An 18,604-nucleotide genomic window follows, 5' to 3' on the forward strand; every position below is an offset into this window, starting at 1 on the left:
CTGATACTCAGAGCACCATTTTTGATCTAGGTCCTGCCCGTGTAGGTGTTGGCACCTGTCAGCGTCAGGATTCCTGTTCCGGCCTTGCTGAAATTCAGCGTCGAGTTTGAGCTGTTGGTGATCGTGCCACCGAAGATCGTGCTGGTATTGTCTCCACCGGCCGTGAATGTCGAGGTGGTGCCGGAAGCAGTGTTGGTGATGATTCCCCCAGCGACAGCGTTTTCGCTGGCCAGAGAACCCACGGTGCCGTTGAAGCCGTTCAGCTCCACCGTGCCACCCGTCAGCACCGTCAGCGCCGTCAGCGTTGGCAGTGCATCAGTGACGCCATAGGTAATTTTGCCGGCCGACACCGTCGTGGTCCCTGCATACGTGCTGGCACCTTTGAGGGTCAGGTTCCCGGCTCCCGTCTTGTTGATGCCGGATGCCCCAGCCCCCGTCAATGGGGCGTTGATGTCCAAAGTCGAAAGAGTTGGGGAGAGGATCTCGCCATTCCATTGCACAGGATTGATCTCGAACGTACGGACCGCGCCGTTGAGATCGATGGCGCCAGCCCCCAGGAAAGCCAGCTGGTTGGTGGTTGCTGTGGCGTTCGCATTCACAGAGAGAGTGAACTGGGTTGCATTGAGAATGGAGGCGATCGTGGCGTTGGCCGGAACACCCAGCCCGACGACGGCAGTGCCGACAGTCAGCCCAGCCGTACTGGTGACCGTCACCGTGCTATTTCCATTGGTGGTGGAAGCGGTCATCACGACGCCGAGCTGCGACACCGCGCCTAGGTTCTGGGAAGTTGCGGTCAGGTTGCCATTCAAAGTGAAGCTCCCCGTGCCGACGTTCAGGACCGGCGAGTTGCCGCCGTTGTTGTTGAACACCACGCCACCAACCGTCTGGTTGAAGTTGTTCAGGTCAAATGTGGCACCGCCCAGGATGGTCACGACCCCAGTGTTTGCCATCTGGTTGGACGCGCCCAGAATCACCTGGGTGTTGCGGTCGGTGTAGACCGCCGGATTGCTGCTGTAGCCGCCCGAAATGGTCAGATTTCCAGGCACTGCGAAGGTGGTGACTCCGTCTGCCGCAGCATTGTTCAGGACGATGCGGCCCGAGTTCACCCAGGTGCCGCCCGTGTAGGTGTTGGATCCTGTGATGAACACGTCATTGGTGGCGTTCAGCGTTCCGCGCCCCTGATTGCCATCAATCACCAGAGCCACAGCACCTCCCGCCGCGTTGTTGACGATGTTGGCAGACACGGTGACATCCGCATTGCCGGTGTTGTCCGCCTGATTGTTGAGCCAGCTCAGCGCATGGAGGTAGAGGTCCGCCGGACTGGAAGTGGTGCCTGCGGTCAAACTACCGTTGATGATGCTGATGCTGTTGGCTGAGGCTGCCGTGGCAATCGGTGACGCGATCAGACCTCCGCTTGCAAGCGTCAGCGTTTTGCCGCCCAGATCGAGCACGCTGCTGCCGGTGGCCCCCGTGTTTGCCTGGAGGTTCAGACTGTTGAGAGTGGCGTCTGCCGTCAGGGTCGTGGTCGATCCGGCAACTGGCAGCAGAATGCGCACGTTGTCAGTCGCGGTGCCGGTGAAAATGGTGTTGGGCGAGTAGCCCGCATAGCCGTTGTTGGTCAGACCTGCAACACCTTGACTTGGGGTGTAGCTGGCAAATTCACGCTCAAAGGTGGCCCAGCCGCCGATGAGGTTGTTGGTCAGACCGTCCCCGAGATTGGTCGTGGCAACACCGTTGAGATTGGAGATGAACAGGCGCTGCAGGGCGGAAATATTGCCATCAATGTTCACGAAACGCACCGTGCCATGCTGCCCGGCAAGCTGCGCAAAGCTGGCGAAGGTGACATCTGACTGGTTCACATTCGAGCCTGGTTCCGCGAAATCAATGATGCTGCTGCCATATCCGAGCTTAACTGCCCCGAGTTGTTCCGTGCTGTAGAGAGAGGCTCGGGTGCGCCATTGGAACATGGCTCCGTTCAGAGTGATTGAAGCCGCGTCATTGATGCGATCCGTGAGGCTCACCGACTCGACGGTGATATTGCCGGTGGTGACCAGCAAAGTGGCGTTTGAAATTTCAATGGAGGACGTTCCGCTCAATCTTCCACCATCAATAAGCTGAGTGCGTCCGCCGTTGAGAAGGGTGGCACCGGTGTAGGTATTGTCACCATAGAGATTCCAATCGACCGTTGAACCCGCAGCACCGGACCGCACCACGGCGATGTTGCTCTGTCCCGCATTGTTATTTCCAATGGCACCACGGAAACTCACATTGGCAGTGGTCAGCGCCAAGGTGGCCTGGGAGGCCGAAGTATTGATCACATAACCGGCTGTATTGGGTGCAAATCCGTCATTGACGGCCAAGGCTCCTGTCTGAGCCTGGAGGTTGTTGATGTTTTGCACCGTGCCGTTGAGGTCAAGATTGCCTCCAAGAAGCTGCAAAGTCTGGTTTGGAGTCAGGCTGAAATCACCACCGCCGATCATCAGCGTGCCCTGGTTGATCGTGACTGTGCCGGCAAAGGTGTTGCCAGCGGCAAGAGTCAGTGTGCCCTCGCCCGACTTGGTGAGGCCTCCGCTGGTTCCGGTGATGGCGACGCCCAAGGTCAGATCTCCAACCGTGTAAACAATCAGTTCCCGATTGCTGGCAGCGGTGAGAGTTCCCGTGCCAGAGATTCCGCTGTTGCCGGCCTGCACCAGCAGCGCACCGCTTTCCAAGGTCAGAACCGCGCCGCCTGAGAGGGTGATGCCGCCACCACTGCCGAGTTGCAGGGAATTGATGGAGAGAGAAGCTGCCAAATTGGCGGCACTGGACAGATTCACATTGGTGCCAGCCGTCGAGAGAATGGTGACCTGTTCAGAACCACTCAGAAGACGAAGCCGGTTGGTTCCAGCATTGGCGCCTGCGGCGGCGGAATCTGCCGTGACGAAACCGATGCCCCCGCCAGTCACGCTGGTGTCTCCAATGGCCCAACCCAGGATTGATTTGTTGGTCGTTCCTGTGGCCCCCAGCTGGCCGGTGAAGGTGTAGGTGGCGGTGCTGCCCTGAATGGTGGCCACGTTGGCGCCCGCTGCATTGCCAAAACCATCCGCACGGATGAGCAGGGTGGAGCCGGCATTGCGCGTCACCGCCGCCGTGGTGAAATTCAGCTGCTGGCCCACGCCAGCATCCAGCGTGAAGACCGATGCGCCGGCATTCAAGGTCATCGCGCCGGTGGTCGTTTCCGTCGTGGTGGCGGAGCTGCTGCCAATGATCTGGAAATCGGAACCTTGGAAACTCAGCGCCGCATTGCCGAGGCGGTTGCTGACGTTGGAGCCGGAGTTGTCGAGCACCAGAGTGCCAACATCATGCACATAAATCGTGCGCAGCGTGCCCTGGCCTGAACCCAGCGTACTGAAAGTGCCGGCACCATTCAAGGACAGCGTGCCTTGCTTGACGAAGACATCCCGGCCAGAAAAGGCGTTTGCCACCTGAACATTCAGCGTGCCTGCGCCGAACTTGTTAAGCTGGTAGATGCCCAGGGTTCCCGTGTTGGTGAAGCCGGTGGTGGTGATGTTGGTGGTGCCTTCACCGCCGATCCCGACCCAGGAATGACGATTGACACCCGCTGTGCCCACCTGGCCCAGCACGCCGCCGGTGATGTTGAGCGTGGCACCTGCATCAGCCGCGAGCGTCACGGCACGCATCTGGCCGTCTGCCGTTGGTGTCGCGATGGTGATCAGACCGGACACGGTGTTCGTCCCTGTCGTACTGCGGATGGCTCCGCCACCGTTGATGCCGTTGTTGGTCGCATTGTTGGAGGCATTGATGAAAATGCCATCTGCCACCGTCGCTCCGCCGGTCAGTTCAAGGGCAGAACCGACGTTTGACATCAAGATTCCACCTGCGGAGGTTGTGATGGTAGGATTCGCCGCAGTCGTGTTGGCGCTGAGAGTGATCGTCGTGCCGCTGACGGCGGTGATGAATGTGTCTGCTGCAATCCCCGATCCAAACACCATCTGACCCACCCCATAATTGGCTGTGCCACCGGTCGGCGTGAGGACGGTCTGACCGGAGGCTCCCGTGGTCGCCGTTGAACTCGTGGTGGAGGAGGCATTGCCAAGCTGGTTGCCATTGGAAACTCTCAGCACGCCCTGCTGGACAAACATGACCCCGTTCCAGCCGGTCTCGGGAGATGTCAGCACGAGAGTACCGAGGTCATACTTCCTCAAAGCATTGTTGGCCGAAGCAAAGGTGAAGGCATTGTTCAGCGTCAGAGTATTGCCCTGTGTCACTTCAATTTCACCTGCGGCGGAGTTGAGGTTGAAAGTACGGGAGGTGGCAAAGGTGCCGGTGGCGCGGAAGCCATAGCCAAGATTGTTACCGCTGAGTCGGACAATGTTGCCTGAATCGCCCAGTACGGCGTCGGAGGATGCGGCAATCAACCCGGCTGTGATGTCGATGATGGAACCACCACCGCCAAACGTGTTGCCCGTGTTGGTCAACGACAGCACACCAGCACCGGATTTGGTGAGAACCACGGCCGATGCACCGGTCGGGCCGCCCGAAAGCACGCCACCAAGGATCAGCCCATCAAGCTGCAGCGAAGTGCTGCCATTCACCACGTTGAAGTTGGGTCCCTGATTGGTGGATACCGTATTGAACGTGATGTTGTCCGCCAGAAGCAGGCCGTAGTTGTTGTTATTGGTCACGATGAGACCGTTGGGCAGAGAGGATGAGGTAAAGCTGCTTGGCGCGACCACCTTGTTGACAGCCAGCGGGAAATAATCGCTGGTGCCCGCGCGACCGATGGTAAGCGACAAGGTCGTGCCTGCTGCTGTGGACTCCCATGCAATGTCGCCGAGGGCAATCGTCTCGAATGAGCCGGTTCTGTCCCCATCGACCAAAAGCGAGAAGGAGGTGCTGCTGGTCAAGCCACCAATGTTAACCGAAACGCCAGTGTTGTAGCCGTTGAGATTGATCCCAGTGATGTTGCCCAGGCCGGACTTGCTGATGGTGTTGGCGCCCGTTCCTCCAAAGGTGATCGAGCCTATGTTGGCAATGGGGCCGCCGAGCACCACATTGAGATACGGGGTGGGAATATTGATCACAACGCCGGTGGTGGCCAGGGTGTCAAAGCTCAGGGCACCGTTCAAGGTGAGTGTGGTCAAGTTGGTGCCGATGTTGTTGAAGATCGGGGTGCCAGCAAAGCTCATGGCGTTGGCCACCGTGCGGCTGTTGTTGTCCACCAGCAGGATGGTGCCGTCTGCAAAAGACACGGTGCCGACACCCAGGGGGCCGGAGAGAAGTGAATTCGGAGCGGTGGATGTGCTGTTGGTCCCAAGAATGATCCCGCCTTGCTGCACTGCCAGGCCACCATCAAAAGTGCTCTGGCCGCTGAGCTGGAGCAGTCCGTTGTCCGTTTTAAGAATCCGGGTTCCCGTGCCCGTGATCGCCGAAGTGATGTTCAGGGAAGCAGCAAGCCCGGTGTAAACCTGACCATTCAATGTCGGTGCCTGGATGCTGAAGGTGTTGTCACCACTGCCGAGGGCCAGGAAGCCGCCGTTGATCGTAGCAACCGTGGAGGCATTGCTGCTGGTGACGGTGACCGGCGCAGAGGAAGTGAGCGTGAGGATGCTGTTGGCCTGATTCGTGATGGTGGGTGTGCCGGAGCCGCCATTGTTGTTGAACGTGATGCTCTTGAGCGTGTTGTTCAGCCCCAGGCCGCCAGCCAGTGTGAGGGTGGAACTGCCAACCAAAGTGACATCATTGGATGCATCGATCTGCCCAACATTGCTGAGCATGGTGACCGCCGCGTTGTTGATGGTCAGACCTCCCGCCGGGAGGACCACTCCGGTGCCGACCAAATTCAGCGTGCCCTGAGCCACGACGGTACCGCCCGTGTAGGTGTTGTTGGCAGACAGGTTGACAATGCCAGTGCCGGACTTCACGAATGAAACTTTGTTGCCAAAGCCATTGTCGGCGATGACCGAATTGATGATCAGGTTGTTCATGCCGACGGTGAATGTAAGCCCACTGCCGGCGGCAGTGGCGACCTGGCTGAGCGTGACCTGGGTGGGACCGTCCACAGACACGACATAAGTGCCGGCAGGGATGCCGGTGCCGGTGAGTGTCATGCCCGGCGCGATGCCGGTGGTGGAGTTCATCGTGATCTGAGACGACCCCAAGGTGGTGGTGCCGCTGACCAACGCACCAGCGGTGAAGGTTTGGTTTTGCGCACTCGCAGTGGCATTGTTGCTCAGGGTGATCTGCGTCAGGCTGTCCACGGACACGACCGTGGTGCCAGCGGGGAAATTGGCATTGGCCAGGGTCATGCCCGGCTGGATGCCAATCGTTGAATTCATGATCACCACCGGAGAACCAGCAACGATGCCACCGGCAGAATTAGGATTGGTAAACGATGGATTGGAGGTGCTGGTGTTGTAAACAATGAGCTCGCGAGTCCCGCTCGTTTCCGTGCCGCCGGCGGTGATCACACCCCGGATGGCCGCAGTGCCAAAGCTCGTGTCAAAGGGGTTGTTGGTGCGAAGGATGCCACCAAGCTCAAGGTTAAGGACATCGCTGCTGCTGGTGAAGGCGATGTTGTTGGTGAAATTGCCGCTCAACCGAAGCATGCTGGCGGTGGTGGTGCCAGACAGGGTGGTTGTTATTGGAGTGACGGAGTAAGTTCCGAGGTCTGTGATGTTGCCACTGCCAAACACTGCCGAATAACCCGCAAAGCCACCGTTCCCCACCGTGCCCACACCGTTGGTGGTGTTGTAGGCGGCGTAGTCATTGGAGTTTGAAATGGCCCAGGCTCCCAGAACGCCATCACCATAGGTGGTGGGCGCAGACGTGAACACAATGCGGGGGAAATTGCCAATGCTGCCGAGCGCAGTAGATCCGAGGAAATTCATCGTCGACCCAGCGGAACGCGTCAGGCTGGCAATCGTCAGATCCTGGGCGGTGAACGCCCCGGCGGTACCAGTGCCACCGGTCGCGGCCTGAATGCTGTTCGCGCCCTGCGCTGAATAGATGTCACCCAGTTTTTCAGTGGCCATCGTGTTGACCCGGCCGTTGATCTGAATGTTGCCCGCCCGAAGTGTGATGGCGATGCCATCGCCAATGCGGTCATTGTTCTGCGTCTGCAGACTGGTGTTGCTGGTGGCGATCAAGGTGGCTCCATTGATCTCGATGGCTGAGGTGGTGAGGAGTGAGGCATCATTTTCGAGCGTGGTGGTGCCGCCCAAAAGCGAGGTGGTGCCGGTGTAAGTCTGCGCCGTCTCCAGCGTGAGGGTGCCACCACCGACGCGGCCCAGATTGATGCCGCCAGAAATGATCCCCCCGAAAGTGCCGCCGCCATTGGTGACAAAGGTGCTGGTGGTCAGCGCCGTGTTGGTCAGGGTGCCAGCCGAGTTTGGCAAGTTACCGCCGCCAGTCAGATTGCCGATATATTGAGTGCTGCCGTTGAGATCCACGGTGGCGCCGATGCCGATGTTGAGACTGTTGACCGACGGGAAGATGGCATTGAGCCCGGCGTTGAGCTGCAGGGTGCCCAAAGTACCACCGCCCACCTTGCTGAGCTGGCCGTTGATCAAAGTGGAGGTCACATGCAGTGTGGTGCCGGCCTGCACCTGGAAATAGCCCCCGCCGCCGCCCAGGTTCACCTGTGAGACAGCCAGCGTGTTGTCACCGCCGGTGCTGATGAGAGAACCCGTGGTGAGGTTAAGCACACGATTCCCCGTGCTGGTGATGGAGAGGCCGCTGCCGTTGATCTTCAGGGCGTTCAATGTACGCGACAGCGAGACATTGGCCGCTGCGGTCACGTTCATTGTGTCGCCGTTGGCCGCTGCGTTCAGATCGCTGGTGTTGTTGTAAGCAGTGAAAGCCACCACACCGTTGGTGGTGTCATAGGCGGCGAAGTCGTCCGTAATAATGATGCGCGGCAGGATGGCGTTGGTAAACGTGGCGCCACCTTGCTGGTAAGTGGTGATCTTCACCTTGTTCGTGGTTCCCAGGCCGGTGATGCCGGAAAGATCCCAGGAAGAACCGGAGTTGGCGAAATTGGCCGTGCCAAAGGTCAGCGTGTTGCTGCCCGTGCCGGACATGCTGATGGTTCCCATGATGCTGTTCACGGTGGCAACACCAACCGACTCAGAGGTGTTGTTCCCGATCAAGCTCAAGGTGCCGCCATTGAAGGTAAATGCGCGCCCAGCCACACGACCGCTGGCGTTGTTTCCACCGCTGTTATCCAGCGCCAGCACACCGCCCGCATTAAGCGTGACCCCTGAGGTGGTGTTGATACTACCGCCGGTGCCGCTGATGGTGACGGTGCCGCGATTGATTGTCAGGGCTCCACCAAAGGTGTTGGTGCCGGAGAGATTCAAAGCGTTGCCCTGAAACAGCAGCGCAGAGGCCGTGGCCGTGCTGCCATTGACAATGGCGCTTGTGATGTTGGTCGTCCCGGAGCCGGCAATGATCATGGTACGGTTGGTGCCTGATTCCGAAAGATTGACACCTCCCGAAAGGGTGAGCACAGCCCCAGACCCGGCATCGAGATCATTCTGCAAAACACGGGTGGCGCCGTTGTTGGTCAACGATGCGCCAAACTCGATGCTTTGCGTGCCATTGATGACCGCCGGGTCACCGGCAATCGTCACGGCGTTCACCAGTTTGTTGACTCCCGTCAGATCAAACGATGACGTCAAAACACCGCCATAAAGAATCAGGGCATTGGTGGCAGTCCCGAGCGCTTTGACATTGCCAACAACAAGCGTTCCCTGGCCAAGCGCAATGCCGCCAGTCAGCGTGGTGGCACTGCCAATGGTGAAGGAGGCCTCGTTGGCAATGCGAATGTCAAGACGCGTGAGAGAGGTCGAAAGCAGGGCGTTGTTCTTGATGTCCCCGTTCCATATCGTCGAACCATAGCCGCGGATGTTGAACTGGCGTGTGCCAGCGGCGTTCTGGAAATTGAGGAAATTGCCGTTGACGGTAAGAAGCGCGCCGCCCTCAAGATTGTTGCTCAGGTTGTTGTCATTACCGCCGGAGTTTTTGATCACGTCTCCATTGATGGTGATGGGATTTGCACCGGCAAAAACGGCCGTCGTGTTGTTGTTCAAGATCACGGGCTGTGAGATGGTCAATCCTGACGGATCGGTGGCAAAGATCCCGGCGTTCGACATCAAAAGCCCGCCAAAGACCAGCTGGGCGTTCACCGGGATCGTGCGAGCTGCAGAAATCGTAAACGACGTGGCGCTGGTGATGCTGGCAATGGTGTCGCCATAAGCGATGCCAGTTCCGTTGATGTTCATGCCCACGACCAAACCGGCCGTGGTTCCAGTCGCCAGTGTGATCGTGGCGGAATTGTTGACCGCAGCGGAAGTCAAACCCGTGGGGCCGGCTGCACCGAGAGACCCCGTGCTGGCAATGCCGAGAAGGCCGCCGTCCACCCGGGTGCCGCCTGTGTAGGTGTTGGCGGCGTTCAAGATCCAGACACCGCCATCGGTCTTGAGCAGGCGCAAGGCGCCCACGCCCCCAAAGGCAGGCGTGCCCAGCCCTTGCGCATTGTCAGAAAGCACGGAGGTGATCATGTTGGCGTCCGTGTTGGTGCCCCGGATTTCCAAGGTCTTGTCGCCGCTGATGGTGTTCACCGACGTCGCCGTGGTGTTTTTCAAGTTGGTGAGGATCAGCGCCCCGGTGCCGCTGGAGTCGATGCGCCGGGTTCCAGTGGTGCCAGTGAGGTCGATCTCGCGCGTGGTGGTTTCTCCCGTGCCGACGTACATCAGGCTGACGGTGGTGCTGGTGCTGGGATTGCCCAGTTCCAAAATGCCACCACCGACGTTCGTGCCGAAACTGGAAGAAGTCGCCCCGTCGGCGCCAATGGATGTCACATAAACGGCATCCTGACGGATGACTGTCCTGCCGCTGTAGGTGTTGTCATTCCCGAGAATAAGACCTGCGCTACCGATCTTGCTGAGACCGCCCGTGCCGCCGATCACACCCGAGATCGTGGCGAAATCAAGATTGGTGCTGCCATTGTCATCCACCTGGATCTGACGCCAGCCTTCACCCGTCACTGTTGTTGCAGCGCCAGCGGCGGCGAGGACTCCCGTGCCCGAACTCAGGGTAAACTGAGTCGAGCTGTTGATGGCTGTGATATAAAGCCCGGCGGGAATGTTGGAGTTGCCAGTGAATACCTGGCCAATGGTCAGTCCGTCCGTGGTCCCGCTGGTCAGATTGACGGTGGCACTTCCAGCCGTCGTCGTCACATTGATGGACTTGCTGATGCCTGCTGCCAGGTCGAAATTGCCTTTGATTTCGACGTCCGCCAGGGAGGTGGCGTTGTTGAGAATCAACGCACCCGCACCGATGAAATTGGCGGTCGATCCCCACACTGGTGTGCCCAGAGAGCCAAAATCCACAGTCAGCTTGGATGTGCCAGATGAGAAACCTCCATTACCGTAGGCGGCAAACCGCAACTCCCCGGCGCCCGTGCCCAGGGCCCGGTTGAATGTGCCGGAAGTCTGATACACACCGCCATTGAGCAGAAGATTGCTGCCGGATGACAGGCCTGCGCCGTCCACCGCCTGGAGAGCTCCGCCAGTGATGGTGGTCGTGCCCGTGTAGGTGTTCGCGGTTGATGGATTGAGAATCCACAAACCCGCACCGTTTTTGGTCAGCGAGAGCGCACCGCCGTTGGGATTGTCGATCAGATGGATGGCGATTTCGTTATCGCCCTGCGAATCGCCGTCAAGCGTGAGGGTGCGGGCACCGGTCCCGCTGAAAGCCAGATCCGCGGTGTTGTTGAAAATGAGCGCCGCATTGTTGTTGTTACGCCCGGCAGTCAGATTCCCGTAGCTGCCAAAGGAGGCGATGGTGCCGCTTCCGGCCAGAGTGAACAAGCGATTGATGCTGACAGACGGGGTCTGGGTTGCGGTGACCGCACCGCCGGAGTTGGTTCCGACATAACGCAGGGAACCTCCATTGAGAATGAGGCTGGCTGCGTTGGTCGCGTCGCTGGTGGCATCCCCCATGCCGATGCCGCTGGCCACGCCGATGTCGGCGATGTTCGGAATGTCCAGATTTCCGCCAAGAATGGTCACCGCTCCTGAAAAGGTGTTGGCGCTGGTAAGTGCCACGGTGCCCGATCCCGTTTTCACCAACTCCACGTCCGCAGTGGCTCCATCCTGAATCAGGCCGGTGAAGACACCGCCCCCGTTGTTGCTGCCAAACCGCAGGGCGGCCGTCCCGCCCGCTGCGCTGTTGGTGATGATGCCGGCGCCGTTCAGCGAGTTGATCGAATTGGTTCCCGATGCGACGGTACCAAGGTTCACCCCGTTGAGATCAAAGGTGGCTCCCTGACGGATCGTAAGATTGATATTGGCACCGCCCAGCACACCTGCGCCGGACATTTGCAAAGTCCCCTCATTCACGGTGACCGTACCCGTCTCGGCGTTGGCACCGCTCAAGATCAAGGTGCCCGATCCGTTCTTGGTAAGTCCGCCGGTGGTCGTGGCGGTGATCGGCGCCGAAATCAGCAGGGAGTCTGCGAGGCCATCCACGCGAACGACGAGATCCTGATTGCCGCCCGTAGTCACGCCAGTGCCGCTGATCGTGCCCGAGCCACCCGTCTGCAGAATACCGCCCGAAGTGTTTGACCCCACGTTGATCGTGAGGAGTCCCGTCTGGTCCACGGTCCGGCTGCCGAGTATTTTCAAGGAACTGATGGTGAGCGCACCCGAACTCGTGTCGCTGGAAACCAAATTGTGACTGGCAGCCGTGAGGGCCGCTCCAGCGGTCACAAAGCCAGCGTCCGTATCGTAAACGGGTGCCAGCAGCACCCCGCCGTTGGAACGGGCGAAGTCAGCGCCGTTGAAGTAGATACGACCATTCCCGGTCAGCGTCGTGGCGGTGCTTGTGGCAACTCCGGTCAGCGTCACCGTGCCATCGCCGATAATGTTCAAGCCCGTGCCGATCGCAGGCGTGGCCAGCGAGGAGAAAATCAGCCCTGTGGCACCGCCGCCAGAAGTGATCTTGATGGTGCCCGCACCCGCAGTCAGGGTCAAAGCGCCGAGGGACTCCGTCAGCGCACCGCCGCTGAAGCCCAGATACTCAAAGGTGCCGCCCGCCGCTTGATTGGTGTTCAAGGGATCGGCGTTGAAAATGAGCGCGGAAGTGTTGTTGATAACATCCGAGCCGGAGCCGCTGCCAGCAGTCGCCTTGATTTGAAGCGTTCCACCCGCGACCGTCACGGTGCCTGTGAAATTGCTCACCGTGCCAAACGTCAGCGCCGTGGCATTGGCAACAGCGGTGCCAATGGTGGTGTTGATCGTGATGGTGTTTCCATTGATCGCGGTGATGATCGAACCGCCCGGGATGTTGGTTCCCGAGACCGTTTGTCCCACAACGAGGCCAGCGGCATTGGAAACGGTGAAGCTGTTGGTTTGCACCGCACCACCACCGGTGGTTGTCACGCCCGCGGCACCCGCAGTCACGTAGTTGGAGGCTGATGGATCATAAAGCCATGTGCCAGAGCCGATCTTGATCAGCGAGGTCTTGTTGGTGCCGTTGTTGTCCTGAATCACACCCCGGATCTCATTTTGCAGCGTGCTTTCGCCACCCAGATACAGATTTTTGATCCCTGCACCCGTGGCGGCAATGTTGTTTGCAATAATCAAAGCCGAAGGGCTGCTGCCCGTCTGATTGGCCAGGATGATTCCTGATCCCGTCGTGCTGGTCAGATTGATGGCCTTGGTGACGGTTTCACCCGCACCCGTGCCAGCGGCACCCAGGTAGTTCAAAGCACCGCTGCTGAGCTGCAAGGCACCGCTTGTGCCGCTGTTGATCGCACCGAAGGAATTGATCGCCAAGGTGCCGGCATTGACGTTGAAGCTGCCCAGGAAATTGCTGGATGTGCCCCGGATGGTGAGCGTGCCGGATCCTCCCTTGGACACGACGTGCGCAGCGCCTGCGGCCGTGAGGCTGCCAGTCAGCAAGGTGTCGCCATTGCCCTGAATGGTCAGCGTACGCGCCGTGGTGTCCGTCTGGTTCCACAGGCTGCTGGTCGCAAGAGTGAGCAGGCCGTTCGAATTGTTTTCAATGAGCGTGTTGTTCGTACCGCCCGTCCCCATGACGCCTGCCGGGGAATTGTTCAAGCCCTGCAGGGTGACATTGAAGCCGTCCCGGCCCGTGATGCGGAAATTGACATTCGTCCCCGTGGCCCGCGTTTCCCCAAACGTCACGGTCTGGTTGATGGCGCTGCCATTGACATCACGGCTCACGAAGATGCCCGTGTTGGTATTGTCACGGTTGAATATTTTTCGTGTCGAAAAATCAGCACTGCCCACGCCGGGTGTGTCGGTGCGGACTTCCAGAATGCCGTTGTTGAGGTCAATCGACTGCGTGCTGGGGTTGGTGCCAAGGGCGCCGTTTGTGGAGACACGCACGGTGCCGGAATCAATGCGGAGGGACTGGGCAAAATTGTTGTTCGCATTCTGCAGCCACATCGTGGTGCCATAGACCGTGCCAGCTTTGGCAAACCGGTCATTGGCGACTTCAAAGCTGGTCACCTGCCCCGAGATGATGAAGTTGCCGTTGCCAAAGAACGTCTGCGTGCTGCCGTTGCCGAGCTGGACATCCCCTGAAATCGTCGTGATGCCATGGGTCGAAACAACATTCCCCTGGGAAGCCGTGCCGCCAATGACCAGATTTCCGGCGATCGTGTTGTTGCCCACGCTGATGAGAGCACCGCCGTTGTTGATGGCACCCGGGCCGCGACCTGACAGGCTGATGTCACGATTGATCGTCATTCCCGCGAGCCCGCCCTGCAAAACAAGGCTGCCGCCGCTGTACCCCGGATTGCCGGTGTTCGCCAGGCCATTGACCGAAATGATTGAGGTGCCCGCGCCGAGCTGGGCCTCCTTTGTAATGACGACAGCACCGCCGTTGATGACCACATCCCCCGTGAAGGTGTTGGCATTGCTGCCGAGCCTGAGCGTGCCGTTGCCGGTTTTAGTCAGCCCTGAAGATCCTGCGATGATGGAATCAATTTGAGCCCCCTTGAAGGTGCCCACATTGATGACGGAAGAGTTCGCTCCAGCAACGGTGCTCAGTGTCAGCGTGCCACCGGTGATGACGTTGCCGTCGCTGCCAAAGGTCAGACCGCCCGCGGTGATCGGCCCGCCCACGGTGATGGTTCCAGGAACGCCGCCAAAGATAGCCACCTCACCATTGAGCCAGTTTGCGGTGTCTGACAGACTGCTGTCAAAGGACCAGTTGGTCGCCGTGGTATTCCACTGACCATCAGAGCCGTTGTAATACAAAGTAGCCCCTTGAACCTGAAGGGCCCAGAAAGGAAAAAACACCGCCATTGCAGTGGCGATCGGTCGCGTAAAATGACGACGCAGGGTGTCCAAGAGAACGCTGGATTTCTTCATCTGATGGGTGGATAAACTGAGGGCTGCGGGAGACAAATGGCTGGGCATAACGGGCAGATGGCAATCCGCCGTTATTTTTATTCTGAACTTATTGCTTACTTTGTGCTAACCCTCTCATTCAGAGCCATTGGGGAATGGCTTGTTCATTGGTAAGCTTTGGAGGAGTTTGAGCTTCTGTTTTTCTTTATGCCGCATAAAGCCACCACCACTTTGCTGATCTGCCGCCTGGATCTGCCACCGGTTCCTCGCCTCCATTTTTGGCACTCCCAGCCGCATCACCAGTTGCGGCCTCGTCCCCCCTCAACACCTTCTTTGCCCTGCAATGTCACGCATCCCAGAAGAAACCATCCAGCAAGTGATCGCCGCCACGGACATCGTGGCGCTGGTGGGGCGTTCCGTGAAGCTGCGCAAGGCGGGCACGAACTACCTCGGCCTCTGCCCGTTTCACAATGAGCGCACGCCCTCCTTCAATGTCAGCCCCTCGCGCAATACTTACCACTGCTTCGGCTGCGGTGCCGGCGGCACCTCCATCCGTTTTGTCATGGAGCATGACGGTCTGTCCTTTGTGGAGGCGGTCAAACGCCTGGCGGATGCTGCGGGTATCCGTATCGAGGAAGAGGTGTGGGATGCCAATGCGGAGGCGGAGGCCAAACACCGCAGCCTGCTGCTGCGCGCGCACCGCGAGATTTCCGAATGGTTCCACCAGCTGCTGATGAAGCACAAAATCGCCGCACCCGCGCGCGACTACCTCAAATCCCGCGGCATCACGGCGGAGGTGGCGAAGAACTGGCAGATGGGCTACGCCCCGCCCCATGGCGCTTTTTTCCGCGAATGGGCCGCCCAGGCCAAGATCCCCGAGAGTGTCCTCGTGGAGGCGGGCCTCTTTGTGCAGAGCGATGAAGATTCAGGCCGCCGGGGCACCTACCCGCGCTTCCGTGACCGGCTGATGTTTCCCATCCGCAACGATCATGGGGATGTGATCGCCTTCAGCGGGCGCGTTCTCGATCCGGAGGCCAAAACCGCCAAATACCTCAACTCCCCCGAGACCTCGCTTTTCAGCAAGAGCAAGGTGCTCTTCGGCTTTGACCGCTCCAAGCGTGCGATCTCCAAAGCAGGCGAGGCCATCGTGTGTGAAGGCCAGATCGACATGATCATGGTCTATGAGGCTGGTTTTCAAAATGTGGTGGCAGGGCAAGGCACCGCCTTTACGGAACTCCACGCCAAATTGCTTAAACGCGTCTGCAATGAAGTCGTGCTCTGCTATGACTCCGACAATGCGGGCTACAAGGCGGCTGAGCGCGCCTTCCAAATCCTCTCCCCCATCGGTCTGACGGTGAAGGTGGCCTCCCTGCCCCAGGGAGAAGACCCGGACTCGCTGCTGCGCAAACAGGGCACTGAGGCGCTGCAGGGCGTGCTGGGAAATGCCACGGACTTCCTGGAGTACCAAATCCGGCGGCTGCGAGCCAGCGCCAAGTCTGACAGCATGGTGGAACGCGTGCGCATGGCCGAGCAGGTGGCCTCCGCCATCAGCATCTTCACCGGCGTGGCCCAGCGCATCACCGCCGTCAACAAAGTGGCCAAGATGCTGGAAATCTCCGAGGAACAGCTCTCGGCGATGGTCAATCGCGCCGCGAAGGAAGCCAAGAGTGGTCAGACGGCTGGAACCGCACCCGTGAATGTGGTGGATGAGGCGAAGAAACTGCTCGCCTCCCAGCACCGGACGGCTCTGGCACTCTGCCAGATGGCCCTGGCCGATGCCGAGATCATGTACTGGCTGCGGGAGGCCGACTGCGAAGACCTGCTGCGCGAGGTGCCTGGCACGGAGATGCTGGCCCTGCTGGTGCACAGCCGCCATGATCCGCTGGAGGAATCCTCCCAGCTTGCCTTCATGGCGGGCCTGGAGCGGCAGCAGGAGGCCGCCTTTGCCCAGCTGCAGGCCCGCCCGCGACTGCCCGGCGGACTCGAAGATGCGAAAAGCGCCCTGTACACCCTGGAACTCGTCCGGATGAAGAACCTCATCCAGAGCATTGAGGCCAAATTACGCCAGCGTGACCTGCCGGAAGAGGAGGTCGAACGCCTGCAACAGCAGCAGATAGAACTCATCGCAAGGCGCAAAGAATGCCTTGACCGTACGAAACCCGCCCCGAATAGTTTCTCCCCCTGATTGACGCAGGTCCCGGACCCCCACCGAGGTAAGTATGGCCGTCTCGAAAAAACCACTTAACGGATCCCATTCTCGCAACGCCGCCGGACAGGCTGGCGGGCCTGCTGCTGTCGAAGACGAAGCCGCCCCACAAAAACGTGGCCGCGGCAGACCGCGCATCCATCCCCCCAAAGAGCAGCCTGCAGCCCAGGTGGGGCCGGATGGCCAGCCGCTCAAACGCCGCCGGGGCCGCCCGCCTAAAAGCGGGCAGGTCGGAGGCATCACGCACTTTGCCAACACCACGCATGACGACATCCACTCTCCGGACGTTCAGGCGCGGCTGCGCGATCTGATCCGTACGGCCCGTGAGCATGATCATCTGACCTGGGACGACATCAATGAGGCCCTGCCCTCCGGATTCGTCACCCCGGACCTGATGGATGCCCTCATCACGCGCCTGCGCGCGATGGAAATCAAGATCACCGAGGATGTCGATGGCATCGCCGCCCGACACAACGCCGCCCGTGAGCGCATCACGGCGGAACGCGACGCGGCCTCGGCCAAGCTGGATGTGTTTGACGATCCGGTGCGGATGTACCTGCGCCAGATGGGCCAGGTGCCGCTGCTCACCCGTGAGCAGGAGATCAACATCTCCAAGCGCATCGAAAAGGCCGACCTGAGCATGCGCCAGTGCCTGCACACCATCGGCTTCATCGGGCAGGCCTACCTGCAGTTTGCGGAAGCACTTTGCAACGGCGTCGAACGCTTTGACCGTCTCGTCAGCGACCGCAAGTCGGATGAACGCGAGGCCTATTTCAAAAAGCTCAAGCCGCTGCTGGATCAGGCGCGTGAAACCCATGAGAGGACCAGCAAGGCCTTCACCGCCATGATCAACTCCGGCCCGCGAAAGCGCGCCGCCTGCCAGGAGGAGTTTGAAACCCTGCGCGCCTTGTTTTTCCGCACCTGCGAGAAGTTTTACTTCAAATCCAAGATCACCGAGGACTTCGTCACCCTGCTGCAGCAGCGCCTGACCGATCTCGGCAGCCTGGAGCGCGCCCTGAAGGAGCAGCCCGGCAACGAAACCGCGCAGCAGGCCATCAGCGCCTTTGAGCAGGAATCCTGGATGACGGCGGCGGACTACCGTACGCTCATCACCGACACGCTCAAACACGTGTCCGGCTCCACGCGGGCGAAGACCGAGATGATCGAGGCGAACCTGCGCCTGGTCATCTCCATTGCCAAAAAATACACCAATCGCGGTCTGTCCTTCCTCGACCTCATCCAAGAAGGCAACATGGGCCTCATGCGTGCGGTGGAGAAGTTTGAGTACCAGCGCGGCTACAAATTCAGCACCTACGCCACCTGGTGGATCCGTCAGGCCATCACCCGCAGCATCGCCGATCAGGCGCGCACCATCCGCATCCCGGTGCACATGATCGAGACGATCAACAAGCTCATGCGCGTGCACAAGCAGCTGCTGCAGGAGCTGGGGCGAGACCCGACACCGGAGGAAATCGCCGAGGAAATCCATCTGCCCGTGGATCGCGTGAACGCCGTGCTGCGCCTCTCCCAGCAGCCCGTTTCCATGCAGGCCAAGGTGGGCGAAAGCGAAGGCGACACCGAATTCGGCGACTTCATCGAGGACAAGGAGGCGAGCAATCCCATGGAGCTCACCGCCATGCACCTGCTGCGCGACAAGCTGCGCGACGTGCTCGACACCCTCAACCCGCGCGAACGCGAAGTGCTGGAGCAGCGCTTCGGCCTCGGCGACGGCGCAGGCCGCACCCTCGAAGAAGTGGGCAAGCAGTTTCAGGTCACCCGCGAGCGCATCCGCCAGATCGAAGCCAAAGCCCTGCGCAAGCTGCGGCACCCGACACGCATCCGGAAGCTCGGTGGGTTCTTTGGTGCGGGCTAGTACGACAGACACTCCTTGTATGAGTGGAGTTGTCCTGATTCTGGGCTGAGATTGAACTCAAGCTTGGAACTCAGACTGGGTGGTGACGGCCAACCAGCCTGAGCGCGTGTGGGACAGACCGGAGGCACTCTTGATCCT

The 18,604-nt window shown here is 59.7% G+C and carries 3 protein-coding genes and 1 pseudogene; 2 read left to right on the forward strand and 2 right to left on the reverse strand.

What is annotated here, in order from left to right; genetic code table 11:
- Nucleotides 1-26: 26 nt before the first annotated feature.
- On the reverse strand, nt 27-4,142 hold the full coding sequence (locus ACILSL_RS18885) for a beta strand repeat-containing protein (protein ID WP_395733617.1): 4,116 nt from the start codon (nt 4,140-4,142) through the stop codon (nt 27-29).
- Between the two features lie 1,707 nt (nt 4,143-5,849).
- Nucleotides 5,850-14,456: pseudogene (locus ACILSL_RS18890) on the reverse strand (autotransporter-associated beta strand repeat-containing protein); the annotation flags it as partial.
- Nucleotides 14,457-14,730: 274 nt separating this feature from the next.
- On the opposite strand from ACILSL_RS18890, the gene dnaG reads away from it, so the two are divergent.
- Entirely contained in the window at nt 14,731-16,572 is a 1,842-nt protein-coding gene (gene dnaG, locus ACILSL_RS18895) for a DNA primase (protein WP_395733615.1), read from the forward strand.
- Between the two features lie 34 nt (nt 16,573-16,606).
- The gene (rpoD, locus tag ACILSL_RS18900; RefSeq protein WP_395733616.1) at nt 16,607-18,466 is read left to right on the forward strand and encodes an RNA polymerase sigma factor RpoD; all 1,860 of its coding nucleotides are present in this window, start codon (nt 16,607-16,609) and stop codon (nt 18,464-18,466) included.
- Nucleotides 18,467-18,604: the final 138 nt, after the last annotated feature.

The organism is Prosthecobacter sp. (assembly GCF_044222345.1).
Lineage (GTDB): Bacteria > Verrucomicrobiota > Verrucomicrobiia > Verrucomicrobiales > Verrucomicrobiaceae > Prosthecobacter.